Origin of the sequence: Mesorhizobium sp. M0626, from assembly GCF_040320665.1 — a bacterium.
Taxonomy (GTDB): domain Bacteria; phylum Pseudomonadota; class Alphaproteobacteria; order Rhizobiales; family Rhizobiaceae; genus Mesorhizobium.
In genome coordinates this window covers 1-14,562 of the sequence record NZ_JAMYQD010000013.1, presented here as the reverse complement: position 1 = coordinate 14,562, position 14,562 = coordinate 1, and the positions used below count along the sequence as shown (strand labels likewise).

The following is a 14,562-nucleotide window of genomic DNA, read 5'->3' as shown; positions in this document are numbered from 1 at the left end:
AGACTGACGGGTGGGCATCTATCTCCCGATCGCGGAAATTTCCGTCAACGTCTTCGTGCTGCTGGCAATGGGCGCGGCGGTGGGTTTCCTGTCGGGCATGTTCGGGGTCGGTGGCGGCTTTCTGATCACGCCGCTCTTGATCTTCTACAACATCCCGCCGGCAATCGCCGTTGCCACTGGCGCCAACCAGGTTATCGCCTCCTCCTTCTCCGGCGCGCTGTCGCACATGAAGCGCGGCACGCTCGACTTCAAGCTCGGCGGGGTGCTGCTGGCCGGCGGCATCGTCGGCTCGACCGGCGGTATCTTCGTCTTTGCCTTCCTGCGTCGGCTCGGCCAGCTCGATTTGTTTATCTCACTGCTTTACGTCGTGCTGCTTGGCACCGTCGGCGGGCTGATGCTGGTCGAGAGCGTCAATGCGCTGCGCGCGACGCGCAGCGGTGCGGCGCCGGTCTTGAAGAAATCCGGCCAGCACAACTGGATCCACCGGCTGCCGCTGAAGATGCGCTTCAGGGCCTCGAAGCTGTTCGTCAGCGTCATTCCGGTGCTGGGGCTCGGCGCCGGCATCGGCTTCCTGTCGTCGATCATGGGTGTCGGCGGTGGCTTCATCATGGTGCCGGCGCTGATCTACCTCCTGAAAGTGCCGACCAACGTCGTTATCGGCACCTCGCTGTTCCAGATCATTTTCACCTCGGCCTACACCACGCTGGTCCACGCCACCACCAACCAGACAGTCGACGTCATGCTTGCCTTCCTGCTGATGGCGGGCGGCGTCGCCGGCGCGCAATATGGCGCCAAGGCAGGACAGAAGCTGCGCGGCGAACAGCTCAGGGCACTGCTGGCGCTGCTGGTGCTGGCGGTTGCCATCCGGCTTGCCATCGATCTCTTCGTCACGCCGCCAAACCTCTATTCGCTGACCGCCGCGGGCCTGAACTGATGCCGCGGTGGGGGATTTTTTCGGCCGCCGCTTTGCTTATCGCCGTCGCTCTGCCGGCCGCAGCGCAATCGCCGAACCCCTTGCCGGAAGGCATCCAGATCGGTCTCTCCACCGACGCGGTGTCGATCACCGCCGGTTTTTCCGGCGCCGACCTGACCATTTTCGGTTCGCTGGAAAACCCCGACCCGCTGGTCGCGCGACAGGGGCGCTACGACGTCATCGTCGTGCTCGAAGGCCCGCCGCGGCCGGTGGTGGTGCGCCGCAAGGACCGCGTGCTCGGCGTCTGGGTCAACCTGGAATCGGAGACCTTCGAGAACGTGCCGGTATCCTACTCCGTCGCCACGACGCGGCCGCTGCAGGACATCACCGAACCCAACAGCTACAAGCAGCTGTCGCTCGGCGCCTCCAACCTTTACATGCAACCGGCCGACGTAACCGACAGTCCGGCGACGATCGAGGAATTCACCGTGGCGCTGCGCGAGCGCAAGGCGGCGACCGGCCTCTATAGCGAGAATGTCGGCGGCGTGCAGTTCCTGTCGCAGAACCTGTTTCGCGCCACGGTGCGGCTGGCGCCCAATGTCCCGGTTGGAACGCATAAAGCCCGCGCGTTCCTGTTCAAGAGCGGTCTGTTCCTCAAGGAAAGCTCGGCCCAGCTCGAAATCCGCAAATCGGGTTTCGAACAGTCGATCTTCCGCGTCGCGCATGATTACTCCTTCCTCTACGGCGTCTTCTCCGTGTCGCTGGCCATGATCACCGGCTGGCTGGGCAGGCTGATCTTCCGCAGGGATTGACGCGCACGACCCATTTCCGGGGAAAGGGGGTTCCCCTTTTCTCAGTCTTGCGATAGACCGCCGCCTCCCAACCCTCGGGTTACACGCACAATCATTCGGCAGAACGGTCAGGCCTCTGGACGGCGCGCGCCTTGCGGACGCCTGCCACAGCGACGACCCAATGACAGGAGGCTGCAATGCACCAGGCATTTGGCGGCATCGATTTCGGCACGTCCAATTCTACGGTGGGCGTGATCCGCAACGGCCAGGCACGGCTGGTGGCGCTGGAAGGCGGACAGCCGACATTGCCAAGCGCGGTTTTCTTCAACTTCGAGGACGGTCACACCTATTTCGGCCGCCGCGCCATTGCCGACTACACCGATGCCATCGAAGGCCGGCTGATGCGGTCGCTGAAGAGCGTGCTCGGCAGTTCGCTGGCGCATGAGAAGACGCGGATCAAGGCCCGGCAGATCGGTTTCATCGACATTGTCGGCATGTTCGTCGGCCATTTGAAGAAGCGGCTTGAGGAAGATGCCGGCGCTCCGGTGGAGAACGTTGTGCTCGGCCGGCCGGTGCAATTTGTCGACGACGATGTGGAAGCCGATGCCAAGGCGCAAAGCGAGCTTGAAAAAGCGGCGCGCGCGCAAGGCTTCAAGCACATCGCCTTCCAGTTCGAACCGATTGCGGCAGCACTCGACTATGAGCAGGACGTGAAGCGCGAGGAACTGGCGTTGATCGTCGACATGGGCGGCGGCACGTCCGACTTCTCGATCGTGCGCGTTTCGCCGCAACGCGCCCGCTCACGCGACCGCAAGGACGACATCCTCGCCAACCGAGGCATTCATATTGGCGGCACCGATTTCGACCGGCTGCTCAGCATCGCCCATGTCATGCCCAAGCTCGGCTATCTCTCGCCCACAAAAGACGGCAAGCGCAACCTGCCGGCGAGCTATTTCATTGATCTCGCGACGTGGCAACGCATCAACCTCGTTTACACCGCCAAGGCGATGACGCATCTGAGGCAGATCCGCTTCGAGGCCGTCCGCGCCGACCTTGTCGACCGCTTCATCCATATTGTCGAGCACCGTTACGGCCATGCGCTGGCCGGCCTGGTCGAACGAGCCAAGATCGCGCTGACAGATCAGGCTTCGGCTGATGTGACGGTGGCACTGCCCGGCGCGGGTTTCGCCGCCGAGATCTCGCGGACCGGCCTGGAAGAGACCATCGCCGCCGACATCGAGCGGGTGTCCGCTACGGTGCGGCAGACGATTGCCGATGCTGGCGTGAAAGCGTCCGACATCACCGCCGTGTTCCTCACCGGCGGCTCGACCGCCATCCCGCTGGCACGGCGCGAAATCCTGTCGCTGGTGCCGCAAGCCGCCGTTATCGAGGGCGACATGTTCGGTTCGGTCGGCCTTGGCCTGGCGCTGGATGCACAGCGGAAGTTTAGCTAGAGCTCACGATGCGGTTCCCGCCCTCAGCGCCGAGATGCGCCTTGAGCGCCATCTGGGCCAGGCTTGCCTGGCGGTCACGATGGGTGATCATGGCGAAGTCGCGCTTCGGCAGTTCGAGCGGCACCGACCGGAGACTGCCCTCGGCGACGGCGCGTCCGACGACGAGGTCCGAGATGATGGTGGCGCCGGCGCCGGCCTCGACCGCCTGGCGAACCGCCTCGTTGCTCGGCAGCACCAGAAATATCTGCAGGTCGCCAAGCGATATCCCCTCGCGGCGGGCCAGGTCCTCCAGCACCTCGCGCGTGCCCGAACCACCCTCACGGATGATCCAGCGCAGCCCTCTGATATCCGGGCGGCCCGGCGCGATCTCGGCGATTTCGGGATGCGAGGCGGCGACGACCAGCATCAACCTGTCGACGTCGACCTTGGTGCGGCGGAGGATGTCTGACTCGGTGCGCCCCTCGACCAGACCGAGATCGGCGGTGCCGTCGAGCACATTGGCCTCGACCTGCCTGGTGTTGCCGATGCTGACGCTCAAGCGCACCGCCGGGTAGGCCTCGTGGAAAGAGGCCAGCCGGCGCGGCAGCCAGTAGCTGGCGATGGTCAGGCTGGCGGCGATGGACAGACTGCCGGCGACCGTCTGCGAGACATGCTCCAGCACATTTCGGGCGGCGGCGGCGCGTTCCAGCACCGCCTTGGCCTCGGGCAGGAAACGGTGGCCGGTCTGAGCCAGCTCGATGTTGCGGCCGACACGGTTGAACAGATGAACGCCATGCTGCTCTTCGAGCGCGCGGATGGCGGCCGACGCCGCCGACTGGGAGATGCCCAAAAGCTCTGCCGCCTTGGTCATATGGCCGCGTTCGGCAACGGCAACGAAAATGCGCAACTGGTCCAGCGTCATGTGTGCATTAAGAACCAATTCCGATCGAATTTACAAGAACAACTGATTAGACGGATCGATAGTTTAATTCTACTTTTTTTGCCGAAGTTAGAAAAAATTCGCCAACAAATCGCAGCCAACAAAATGATCGGGCGGTTCAGATCCCTGTTTGCGCATTGGACCCGTGGCCTCAGGCGGCGGCTGGCCGGCGACCGCTATCATCCTGAAGAACACTCTATGCGTGGCCCCGGACCAAAGACGCGGGCCAAATTCGCAGGTAGCAAAAGCACGCCGGCATCATGAACCCCGCTGCGCCGCGCGGGGCCAATTCCGCACCGTCGCAACGGCCGCTTGCCGACACGCGCGCGCCGGATGAAGGCGACGGCGTCGACACCTCGCCCGCTACCTCCGACAGCATCGCCAAGACCACCTGTTATATGTGCGCCTGCCGGTGCGGCATCGACGTCCATATCAAGAACGGCAAGGTCCGCTACATCAACGGCAACAAGGCCCATCCGGTCAATCGCGGCGTGATCTGCGGCAAGGGCAGCTCCGGCATCATGCAGCACTACAGCCCGGCGCGGCTGAAGAAGCCGCTGCTGCGCAGCGGCCCGCGCGGCTCGGGCGAATTCCGTGAGATCGAATGGGAGGAAGCCCTTTCGATTGCGACCGGGCGGCTATCGCATATCCGCCGGACCGATCCCAAAAAGCTTGCCTTCTTCACCGGGCGCGACCAGTCACAATCGCTGACCGGCTGGTGGGCGAGCCAGTTCGGCACGCCGAACTTCGCCGCCCATGGCGGCTTCTGCTCGGTCAACATGGCCGCCGGCGGGCTCTACACGATCGGCGGCTCGTTCTGGGAGTTCGGCGAGCCCGACTGGGACAACACGAAATACTTCATGCTGTTCGGCGTCGCCGAAGACCATGATTCCAACCCGATCAAGATCGGGCTCGGCAAGCTCAAGGCACGCGGCGCCAAGGTGGTGTCGATCAACCCCTGTCGCACCGGCTACAACGCCATTGCCGACGACTGGATCGGGATCCGGCCCGGCACCGACGGCCTCTTCGTCTTAGCCCTAATCCATGAACTGCTGAAGGCAGGCCGCGTCGATCTCGATTATTTGCTGCGCTACACCAACGCCCATGTGCTGGTCGTCCAGGAGCCGGGTGCGGCGGACGACGGGCTGTTCCTGCGCGACAGCGACAACAATCTTCTCGCCTGGGACAGAGTGGCGAAGACAACCGTCAACGCAGCCGATGCGGATGCGAAACCGGCGCTGACGGGCAGCTTCACGTTCGCCGGCCGCCGTTGCGTGCCGGTGTTCCGGCTTATCGCCGACCGCTACATGGACGACAGCTACGCACCCGATGCGGTCGCGGCACGATGCGGCATGCCGGCCGACACCATCCGCCGGATCGCTGCCGAACTCGCCCACGTCGCCTTCGAACAGACGATCGAACTGCCGGTTGCGTGGACCGACTGGGCCGGACGACGGCACGAGACGATCAAGGGACGGCCGGTGTCGATGCATGCCATGCGCGGCATCTCGGCCCACTCCAACGGCTTTCACTCCTGCCGCGCCATCCACCTGCTGCAGGTGCTGCTCGGCACGGTGGACGTGCCCGGCGGCTTCCGTTTCAAGCCGCCCTACCCGCGCTCGGCGCCGCCGGGACCGAAGCCGACCGGCAAGGTGGTCAAGCCGATGACGCCGCTCGACGGCATGCCGCTCGGCTTCGTCTGCGGGCCGGACGATCTCCTGGTCGACGAGGCCGGAACGCCGCTCCGCATCGACAAGGCTTATTCCTGGGATGCGCCGCTCGCCGCGCATGGGCTGATGCATACGGTCATCCGCAATGCGTGGGCCGGCGACCCATACCCGATCGACACGCTGATGATGTACATGTCGAACATGGCGTGGAATTCCTCGATGAACACCGTCGAGACCATTGCCATGCTCACCGACCATGACGAAGCGGGCAACTACAAGATCCCCTTCATCATCTATTCCGACGCCTATTATTCCGAGACGGTGCCGTTCGCCGACCTGGTGCTGCCCGACACCACCTATCTCGAACGTCACGACTGCATCAGCCTGCTCGACCGGCCTATCAGCCATGCCGACGGACCAGGCGATGCCATCCGCCATCCCGTCGTCGAACCCAACCGCGACGTCAGGCCGTTCCAGTCAGTATTGATCGAACTCGGCGCCCGGCTCGGCCTGCCCTGCTTCGTCAACGACGATGGGGTGGCGAAATACCGCGACTATGCCGACTACATCGTCAATCACGAGCGCACGCCCGGCATCGGCCCGCTCGCAGGCTGGCGCGGCAAGGACGGCACGTCTGCAGGCAAGGGCGAGGTCAACCCAAACCAGCTGCAGCGCTACATCGACAATGGCGGCTTCTGGCACCAGGACTTTGCTGAGGACCAGCGCTATTACAAGATGGCCAACCGCTCCTATCTCGACTTCGCGGAGCAGATGGGGTTCATCCCCAAGGCCGAGCCGATCGTGTTCCAGCTCTATTGCGAACCGATGCAGCGCTTTCGCCTCGCCGCGCGCGGTCATGGTCGCGTCCAGCCGCCCGAGAGCGAACGCCAGCGCATCGAGACCTATATGGATCCGCTGCCGTTCTGGTTTACGCCGTTCGGAGAGGCCGCGGTCGATCCGCAGAAATACCCGCTGCATGCGCTGACGCAGCGGCCTATGCACATGTATCATTCCTGGGGCTCGCAGAATGCGTGGCTGCGGCAAATCACCAGCCAGAACCGCCTGTTCGTGCACCACAAGACCGCGGCAGTTCTCGACCTGGCCGACGACGACTGGGTGTGGATCGAAAGCATCAACGGCCGGGTGAAGGGGCAGATCAAGCTGGTCGACGGCGTCAATGCGGATACGGTCTGGACATGGAACGCCATCGGCAAAAGGCGCGGCGCCTGGGGGCTGAAGGACAACGCCGCCGAGAGCAATCGCGGCTTCCTGCTCAACCACATCATCGGCGACCAGACCTCGGCCGATGCGAACGGTAAACGCTATTCTAATTCCGATCCGGTCACCGGCCAGGCGGCGTGGTTCGATCTCAGGGTTCGCATCGTCAAATGCGCCTCCGAAGAAGCCGGCTTCACCGAGCCGCAATTCGAGCGCTTCAGCCAGCCGCCAAATGTCGAGCCATCGCCCGACATCCTTCGCTTCGGCGCCGAGTTCCGCGTCCATAGGGAAGCTGTGGAATGACCTGCCTTCCCGCCCATACAGACAAGAAGCTTGGCCTGGTCATCGACCTCGACACCTGCGTCGGCTGCCAGGCCTGCGTCACCGCCTGCAAGGAGTGGAACACCGGCGGCCACATGGCGCCACTGACCGACATCGACCCCTATGGCGGCCGTGTCGACGGCGTCTGGTTCAACCGCGTGCACAGCTACGAGCACACGACCGAGGCGGGCGGGCGCACGGTCAACTTTCCGCGCTCCTGCCTGCATTGCGAGACGCCTGCCTGCGTCACTGTCTGCCCGACCGGCGCGTCCTACAAGCGGGCGTCGGACGGCATCGTGCTGATCGACGAAAGCAAATGCATCGGCTGCAAACTGTGCAGTTGGGCCTGCCCCTATGGCGCGCGCGAATTCGATACCGACGTCGGCGTGATGAAGAAATGCACGCTGTGCGTCGACCGTATCTACAACGACAATCTGGCCGAGGAAGACCGCGTGCCGGCCTGCGTTGCCGCCTGCCCGACCAGCGCCCGGCATTTCGGCGACCTCGGCGATCCCACCTCGGCGGTATCGCAACTGGTGGCGGAGCGTGGCGGCGTCGACCTGATGCCGGAGATGGGTTACAAGCCGACCAACAAATATCTGCCGCCGCGCGCCCAGCGCGCCGCATCGGTGCCGGCGCCAAGGCTCGAGCCAGTCACGGTCGAAGGCGGTTTTCTTGGCTGGATCGACCGCATGCTTTCGAACTGACCAATGCATCCAGCCTTTTCCGTCGTTTTCTTCACCACTGCTACAGGAGCGGGCTATGGGCTGCTGGCGCTGCTCGGCGTGCTTGGCGGACTGGGTTTTATCCCGGCCCATTTCTGGCTCGGCCTTATCGGCATGGGGCTGGCGCTTGGCCTGATTGCCGCCGGCCTTTTGTCGTCGACCGGCCATCTCGGCCGGCCCGAACGCGCCTGGCGCGCCTTTTCGCAATGGCGTAGCTCCTGGCTGTCACGCGAGGGTGTATCGTCGGTCGCAACCTTCATTCCCGCCGGGCTGTTCGGCATCGGCTGGGTGTTTTTTGGCCGCACCGGAGGCTGGATGGCCATCGCCGGGTTTCTCGCAACTATCGGCGCAATCGTCACCGTCTGCACCACCGGCATGATCTATGCCTCGCTGAAGCCGATCGCGCAGTGGCATAGCCCGTATACGCTGCCGGGCTATCTCATCTTTTCGGCGATGACCGGCAGCGTGCTGTTGAACGCGCTGCTGCAGGCTTTCGCTATCAGCCCGACCGCCGTTGCGGTAGCCGCCCTGCTGCTGACCTTGCTCGGCTGGGGCTGGAAGCTGGCGACGTGGCGATACAATGACGCGCTGGAGATCGCGACCACCGCCAACACGGCGACAGGCCTCGCCGGAGGGACGGTGCGCTCGCTGGAATGGCCGCACACCGAGGAGAACTACCTGCTCAAGGAAATGGGCTTTCGGATCGCGCGCAAGCATGGCGCAAAGCTGCGGCTGATCACGCAGTTGCTGGCTTTCGCCTTGCCTGCCCTGCTGCTGCTTTCTGTCTCATTCGCTTTGCCCTGGCCATTCGCAGCGGTGCTGTCGGTGCTTGCGGCAATCGTCCAGTTCGCCGGCATGCTGGTCGAGCGCTGGCTGTTCTTCGCCGAGGCCAAGCACACCGTCACCCTCTATTACGGCCGGTAGAGCGTCCCGCCGTCAGGCGGCCCGTGCTCGTGGCGCCGCCGGCAAATCCTTAAGCAGGATTTCGATCGCGGCATCGATTACAGCTGTCCTGCGGTCGTGCGCGTAAAGGCCGTATTGGACCGTGAGCGGCTCGGGCAGGCCGGCTGACGTCTTCAGCACCCGCATCGAAGCGGTGCGCACGGATTCGGGCGGAAGCAGTCCAACGCCCAGTCCGTTCTCGATCGCAGCCTGAAGGCCGGTGACGCTCTGGCATGACAAGGCGATCCGGTGCTCCCGGCCGGCGGCGACCAGCGCCTCGATCATCCGCCTGCGCCAAGGGCAGGTTGCGCCGAAGGCGGCGAGATCGAGTGGCCGGTCATGGTCCAGCACATAATCCTGGGCGCAGACCCACTGCAGTTCGACGTTCCATGTCGTCACGGCATCGGCCGCGACGACGGATGTCGGGGCAATCATGACATCCAGCGCATCCTCGCTCCACAGCCGTCCCAGCGCGACGCTGTGCTCGACCATCGCGTCGAGGCTGATGTCGGGATAGGTGCGATGCAGCCGCCCAAGCGCGGCCGAAAGCGCGGCCGTGGTGACCTCTTCGGCAAGACCAATACGCACGCCGCCGCCAATGCTAGCCTGCTGCAGACGCGCCACTGCTTCATCGCCGAGAGCGAGGATGCGGGTCGCGTATCCCAGAAAGAGCTCGCCTTCCGCAGTCGGCACAACGCCGCGGCCGGTGCGCTGGAACAAGTGCCGTTGGAGCAGGCCCTCCAGCCGGCGCATCTGCATGCTCATCGCCGATTGGGTCTTGCCGGTCTGCGCGGCGACCCTGCTCAGGCTACCTTGCCGGCAGACCGCGACATAGGTGCGGAGAAGGTCGAGGCCGATCTGCTCAGATATCATTTTGTTTGAACTCTGATGTCATAGGTATCAGTCTACGATGATATCCCGCCACGCGCTATCTCACACTCAAGAGAACAGCGCAGGGGAGAAAACCATGAAAGCGATCCGTGTTCACCGCCATGGCGGGCCAGATGTGCTCGCCTACGAAGATGTCGACATCGGCCAGCCCGGACCGGGCGAGGTGCGCGTGCGCAACCGGGCGGTCGGTCTCAACTTCGTCGACATCTATTTTCGCACCGGCGAATACGCGCCGCCCGCTCTGCCATTCATTCCCGGCAATGAAGGCGCAGGCGAAATCGTCGCCGTCAGTGAAGGCGTCAGCGGCTTCGCGCCTGGCGACCGAGTCGCCTATGTCGAGACCCTCGGCGCCTATGCCGAAGAACGCATCGTGCCGGCGCATTTCGTCGTGCATCTGCCCGACGCCATCGATTTCGAGACGGGCGCGGCCATGATGCTGAAGGGGCTGACGGCGCAATATCTGCTGCGTCGCACGTTTCGCGTCGAGGCGGGCCATACAATTCTGGTGCATGCCGCAGCGGGCGGCGTTGGCCTCATCCTGACGCAATGGGCAAAGCATCTCGGCGCCATCGTCATCGGCACGGTCGGTTCACCCGAAAAGGCCGAACTTGCGCGCGCCAATGGCTGCGACCATGTCATCGACTACAGCAAAGAGAATTTCGCCGCACGGGTGAAAGAGGTCACCAACGGCGAGGGCTGCCACGCCGTCTATGACGGCGTCGGCAACGCGACCTTCCCGGCCTCGCTCGACTGCCTGCGGCCGTTCGGCACCTTCGTCAGCTTCGGCACGGCGTCGGGATCGATCCCGCCCTTCGACATCATGCTTTTGATGCAGAAGGGTTCGCTCTTCGCCACCTGGCAGTTGCTGTTCCATCATCTCGCCAGACGTGAGGACGTCGTCGCCATGAGCGGGGAGCTGTTCAGCGTCGTGCTCAGCGGCGCAGTGAAAATCCCGGTGCACACAAGCATGCCGCTTGCCGAAGTGGCGGAGGCGCATCGCCGGCTCGAAGCACGGCAGACGACAGGCGCAACCGTGCTTATACCGTAGAAACTCAGCCCGGCCGCAGCATCGAACCGGAAATGGCGAAGATGCGCGCGGCGCCCATCATATAGGCTATCAACGTCTCGCGGCGGAACAGGCCGGCATAGGCGCGGTCGAGCACGTTGAGCGAGCCGGTATAAGCGCCGAAGGCCGGCATGATCATGCGGCCGCCATCGCCGGCAAAGCAGCGCCGCCGCACCGAGCGGCCCTGCTGGACGATGCGGGCGCAAGGGTGAAGATGGCCGGCGACTTCGCCCTCGGTTCTTATCTTCGACGGCTCGTGGCGGAACAGCAGCGAGCCGATGGCGAGTTCGCGCACCGTCTCGCCGGGCAAATCCGCCGGCGCTTCCGGGTCATGGTTGCCGGCGACCCAGAACCAGTCGCGGCCGGCCATCAATGCTTCCAGCCGATCGCGGAAGGTTTGATGCATGCGCTCGGCGCCGCCGCCGTCGTGGAAGGAGTCGCCCAGGCTGATGACGATGGCCGGCTGGTAGTCCGCGATTACCGCCTGCAGCCGGAGCAGAGTGGCGCCGGTATCGTAGGGCGGGATCAGTGCGCCGCGCCTGGCGAAGGACGAGCCCTTTTCCAGATGCAGGTCGGAGACCGCGAGCAGCCTCAGATCGGGGAAATAGAGCACGCCGCGCGAATCACAGATCGCGCGCTCGCCCGCGATGCCGACAAAGTCGGCCTCGGCGATCAGCGATGCCCGCGCCAGCGAAAAATTCATTCCTCAACCATCCCAGGACCCATGGCTTCCTCGACCAAAGTCGCGGCATCCATCAGCAGCGTTTCGTCGGCCTCGCCGTTCACCGGCATCTTGCCGATTTCGAGCATGATCGGCACGGCCAGCGGCGATATCTGTTCGAGTGCCTTATGCACGATTCGACCCTGGATACGCGAGAGCATGTCGGCAAGTCTGCTGACATCGAGCAGACCGGTCGCCGCGTCGGCGCGCGTCGCCTGCAGCAGGATGTGGTCGGGCTCATGGCTGCGCAGCACGTCATAGATCAGATCGGTCGAGACGGTGACCTGGCGGCCGCTTTTCTCCTGGCCGGGGTGACGTTTCTCGATCAGGCCTGAAATCAGCGCGCAGTTGCGGAAGGTGCGCTTGAGCAGCCAGCTGTCGGCCAGCCAAGCCTCGAGGTCGTCGCCCAGCATGTCCTGGTCGAACAGAGCGCCAAGCGAAGGTTTCCGCGATTTGAACATCGCGCCCATATCGCCCAGCGACCAGATGGCCAATGCGTAGTCGGTGGCGACGAAGCCAAGCGGCCTGGCGCCGGCCCTGTCCAGCCGGCGGGTGAGCAGCATGCCGAGCGTCTGGTGCGCCAGCCTGCCCTCGAAAGGATAAGCGACGAGATAGTGACGGTTGCCGCGCGGAAAGGTCTCGATCAAGAGGTCGTCGCGTTTGGGCAATACCGATTTGTTGGCCTGGAACCGCAGCCAGTCCGATACCTGCTCGGGCAGCTTCTTCCAGCGCTGCGGGTCGTCCAGCATGGCGCGCACCTGCTCGGCGAGGTAAGTCGAAAGCGGAAATTTGCCGCCGCCATAATAAGGAACCTTGGCGTCGCTTCCCGGCGCATTCGAGACGAAGCATTCGTTCTCGCGGATGCCTTCGAAGCGCAGCACTTTGCCGGCAAACATGAAGGTGTCGCCATGCGTCAGCGTTTCGAGGAAGGCCTCCTCGATCTTGCCCAGAGCCCGGCCGCCGTGCGAAGCCGAGCCTTTGCTGCCGGCCTTGACGTAACGCACATTGAGCGCCGGCACCTCGATGATGGTGCCGACGTTCAGCCGATATTGCTGCGCGACGCGGGGATTGGAGACCCGCCACATGCCGTCCTTGTTGAGGCGGATGCGGGCGTAGCGCTCGTAGTTCTTCAGTGCGTAGCCGCCGGTGGCGACGAAATCAATGACGCGGTCGAATGTCGGCCGGTCGAGGCTGGCATAGGGCGCTGCTGTCAGCACTTCCTCGTAGAGATCGTCGGCGCGAAACGGCGCTCCGCAGGCGCAGCCCAGCACATGCTGGGCCAGCACATCGAGCCCGCCATTGACCAGCGACGGCGTATCCTGGGCGCCCAGATAGTTGGCGTCCAGCGCTGCCCGGCACTCCAGCACCTCGAAACGATTGGCCGGGATGAGGATCGCCTTCGACGGCTCGTCCATGCGGTGGTTGGCACGGCCGATGCGCTGCGCCAGCCGGCTGGCGCCCTTGGGCGCCCCGACATGCACGACCAGATCGACGTCGCCCCAATCGATGCCGAGATCGAGCGTCGAGGTGGCAACGATGGCACGTAAGGCATTGTCTCCCATCGCCTTCTCGACGCGGCGGCGCTGGGTGACATCGAGCGAGCCGTGATGCAGCGCGATCGGCAAGGTATCCTCGTTGACCCGCCACAATTCCTGAAACAGCAGCTCGGCCTGGCTGCGGGTGTTGACGAACAGCAGGGTGGTCTTGTGGCGCTTGATCTCGCGGTAGATTTCCGGCGTCGCATAGCGCGCCGAATGGCCGGCCCATGGCACGCGCTCTTCCGAATCGAGGATCGAGATTTCGGGCTTCGCGCCGCCGGTTACGACGATGAGCTCAGACATATCGGGACTTGCCAGGCCTTTGGGCGGATTCTGGCTCACCAGCCAGCGCCGCAACTCGTCGGGCTCGGCCACCGTTGCCGACAGACCGATCGTCTGCAGGCCGGGCACGATGCTGCGCAGCCGCGCCAGCCCGAGCGCCAGCAGATGGCCGCGTTTCGATGTCACCAGCGAATGCAACTCGTCGAGCACGACATAGCGCAGATCCTCGAAGAAGCGCCCGGCATCGCCGGCCGCAATCAGCAGCGCCAATTGCTCGGGCGTGGTGAGCAGGATATCGGGCGGCGCCAGCTTCTGGCGCTGCCGCTTGTGGGAAGGCGTGTCGCCGGTGCGCGTCTCGATGGTGACGGGCAGGCCGATCTCCTCCACCGGCTTGCCGAGGTTGCGCTCGATGTCGACGGCCAGCGCCTTCAGCGGCGAGATGTAGAGCGTATGGATGCCGCGCCGTGCCATACCGGCTTTGCGTCTGGGGCGGTTGGCCAGTTCGGTCAACGATGGCAAGAAGCCGGCCAGTGTCTTGCCGGCGCCGGTCGGTGCGATCAAGAGCACCGATTGCCCGGCTTGAGCCTTCGCCAGCAGCTCGATCTGGTGAGCGCGCGGCGACCAGCCTTTTTCGCCAAACCATCTGATGAATGGCTCGGGCAGAAGGACGGCGGCATTTTGTTTGGCAAGGCGCGGCTGCTCGGTCACGCGAAAGAGGTAGCGCGACGGCGCGCGATCGCCAAGGAAAATCGGAACAAAAGGTGATCGGGTGAGTTGCCCTCACCCCGTACGGGGAGAGGATGCCGGCAGGCACGTGAGGGACAGCGCGAGCTTTCAATCGCTGGCGCCGCCCCTCATCCGCCCTTCGGGCACCTTCTCCCCGTGAACGGCATAGGCGGTAAGATAGCTTTGGCATGGACTGAAACTTGCGCTTTCGTGGTGGCTCACGCCAGCGATATCGCAAGGCATGGAGTTTTTGGCGCAGGGCCGCCAAGGAAGGTTGAGGAAAGATGGTCGCGATCAGAGAGGCGACGATCTGGCGGGTGGCGCGCCACAGCAGCGGGCGCCCGTCGCTCAAGGGGGAGAGACACCCAACTCCTGCGAGAGGGGT

12 protein-coding genes are annotated in these 14,562 nt (G+C 64.2%); 8 read left to right on the top strand and 4 right to left on the bottom strand.

Features of this window, described 5'->3' with window-relative positions:
* Nucleotides 1-10 precede the first annotated feature (10 nt).
* From NKI37_RS17680 to NKI37_RS17670, 3 genes are all read left to right on the top strand, one after another.
* Nucleotides 11-934, top strand: a complete 924-nt coding sequence (locus NKI37_RS17680) for a sulfite exporter TauE/SafE family protein (protein WP_023669608.1) — start codon at nt 11-13, stop codon at nt 932-934.
* The gene (locus NKI37_RS17675; RefSeq protein ID WP_023736135.1) at nt 934-1,725 is read left to right on the top strand and encodes a TIGR02186 family protein; all 792 of its coding nucleotides are present in this window, start codon (nt 934-936) and stop codon (nt 1,723-1,725) included. The genes NKI37_RS17680 and NKI37_RS17675 overlap by 1 nt, the downstream gene beginning before the upstream one ends.
* 176 nt (nt 1,726-1,901) lie before the next feature.
* Nucleotides 1,902-3,158: an Hsp70 family protein gene (locus NKI37_RS17670; RefSeq protein WP_352791436.1), complete on the top strand. Its 1,257-nt coding sequence runs from the start codon at nt 1,902-1,904 to the stop codon at nt 3,156-3,158.
* On the opposite strand, the gene NKI37_RS17665 is transcribed toward NKI37_RS17670, so the two are convergent.
* Entirely contained in the window at nt 3,151-4,059 is a 909-nt protein-coding gene (locus NKI37_RS17665; protein ID WP_023696707.1) for a LysR substrate-binding domain-containing protein, read from the bottom strand. The genes NKI37_RS17670 and NKI37_RS17665 overlap by 8 nt on opposite strands.
* Before the next feature lie 278 nt (nt 4,060-4,337).
* On the opposite strand from NKI37_RS17665, the gene NKI37_RS17660 reads away from it, so the two are divergent.
* From NKI37_RS17660 to NKI37_RS17650, 3 genes are read left to right on the top strand one after another with little or no spacing between them, the layout of a single operon-like run.
* On the top strand, nt 4,338-7,268 hold the full coding sequence (locus NKI37_RS17660; protein ID WP_352710370.1) for a molybdopterin oxidoreductase family protein: 2,931 nt from the start codon (nt 4,338-4,340) through the stop codon (nt 7,266-7,268).
* On the top strand, nt 7,265-7,993 hold the full coding sequence (locus NKI37_RS17655; RefSeq protein ID WP_023681970.1) for a 4Fe-4S dicluster domain-containing protein: 729 nt from the start codon (nt 7,265-7,267) through the stop codon (nt 7,991-7,993). The genes NKI37_RS17660 and NKI37_RS17655 overlap by 4 nt, the downstream gene beginning before the upstream one ends.
* A 3-nt stretch (nt 7,994-7,996) precedes the next feature.
* The gene (locus tag NKI37_RS17650; RefSeq protein WP_352791438.1) at nt 7,997-8,935 is read left to right on the top strand and encodes a dimethyl sulfoxide reductase anchor subunit family protein; all 939 of its coding nucleotides are present in this window, start codon (nt 7,997-7,999) and stop codon (nt 8,933-8,935) included.
* Nucleotides 8,936-8,947: 12 nt separating this feature from the next.
* Here NKI37_RS17650 and NKI37_RS17645 read toward each other — a convergent pair whose 3' ends face one another.
* On the bottom strand, nt 8,948-9,826 hold the full coding sequence (locus NKI37_RS17645) for a LysR substrate-binding domain-containing protein (protein WP_023726841.1): 879 nt from the start codon (nt 9,824-9,826) through the stop codon (nt 8,948-8,950).
* A gap of 94 nt (nt 9,827-9,920) precedes the next feature.
* Here NKI37_RS17645 and NKI37_RS17640 point away from each other — a divergent pair, with 94 nt between their 5' ends.
* Nucleotides 9,921-10,892: a quinone oxidoreductase family protein gene (locus NKI37_RS17640; RefSeq protein WP_352791440.1), complete on the top strand. Its 972-nt coding sequence runs from the start codon at nt 9,921-9,923 to the stop codon at nt 10,890-10,892.
* A gap of 4 nt (nt 10,893-10,896) precedes the next feature.
* Here the strand turns inward: NKI37_RS17640 and pdeM are convergent, their stop codons facing one another.
* Both pdeM and NKI37_RS17630 read right to left on the bottom strand, forming a co-directional pair.
* The gene (gene pdeM / locus NKI37_RS17635) at nt 10,897-11,613 is read right to left on the bottom strand and encodes a ligase-associated DNA damage response endonuclease PdeM (RefSeq protein ID WP_023703455.1); all 717 of its coding nucleotides are present in this window, start codon (nt 11,611-11,613) and stop codon (nt 10,897-10,899) included.
* On the bottom strand, nt 11,610-14,114 hold the full coding sequence (locus tag NKI37_RS17630; protein WP_352791442.1) for a ligase-associated DNA damage response DEXH box helicase: 2,505 nt from the start codon (nt 14,112-14,114) through the stop codon (nt 11,610-11,612). The genes pdeM and NKI37_RS17630 overlap by 4 nt, the downstream gene beginning before the upstream one ends.
* Here NKI37_RS17630 and NKI37_RS17625 point away from each other — a divergent pair.
* Complete coding sequence (locus tag NKI37_RS17625; RefSeq protein ID WP_245260071.1) at nt 14,022-14,216, top strand: hypothetical protein; 195 nt, start codon at nt 14,022-14,024, stop codon at nt 14,214-14,216. The two genes, NKI37_RS17630 and NKI37_RS17625, sit on opposite strands and share 93 nt — an antisense overlap.
* Nucleotides 14,217-14,562: the final 346 nt, after the last annotated feature.

Coding starts and splice junctions, on each gene's coding strand:
- NKI37_RS17660 (WP_352710370.1), top strand. CDS start 4,338: ATGAACCCCGCTGCGCCGCGCGGGGCCAATTCCGCACCGTCGCAACGG.
- NKI37_RS17655 (WP_023681970.1), top strand. CDS start 7,265: ATGACCTGCCTTCCCGCCCATACAGACAAGAAGCTTGGCCTGGTCATC.
- NKI37_RS17670 (WP_352791436.1), top strand. CDS start 1,902: ATGCACCAGGCATTTGGCGGCATCGATTTCGGCACGTCCAATTCTACG.
- NKI37_RS17665 (WP_023696707.1), bottom strand. CDS start 4,059: ATGACGCTGGACCAGTTGCGCATTTTCGTTGCCGTTGCCGAACGCGGC.
- pdeM (WP_023703455.1), bottom strand. CDS start 11,613: ATGAATTTTTCGCTGGCGCGGGCATCGCTGATCGCCGAGGCCGACTTT.
- NKI37_RS17675 (WP_023736135.1), top strand. CDS start 934: ATGCCGCGGTGGGGGATTTTTTCGGCCGCCGCTTTGCTTATCGCCGTC.
- NKI37_RS17645 (WP_023726841.1), bottom strand. CDS start 9,826: ATGATATCTGAGCAGATCGGCCTCGACCTTCTCCGCACCTATGTCGCG.
- NKI37_RS17640 (WP_352791440.1), top strand. CDS start 9,921: ATGAAAGCGATCCGTGTTCACCGCCATGGCGGGCCAGATGTGCTCGCC.
- NKI37_RS17650 (WP_352791438.1), top strand. CDS start 7,997: ATGCATCCAGCCTTTTCCGTCGTTTTCTTCACCACTGCTACAGGAGCG.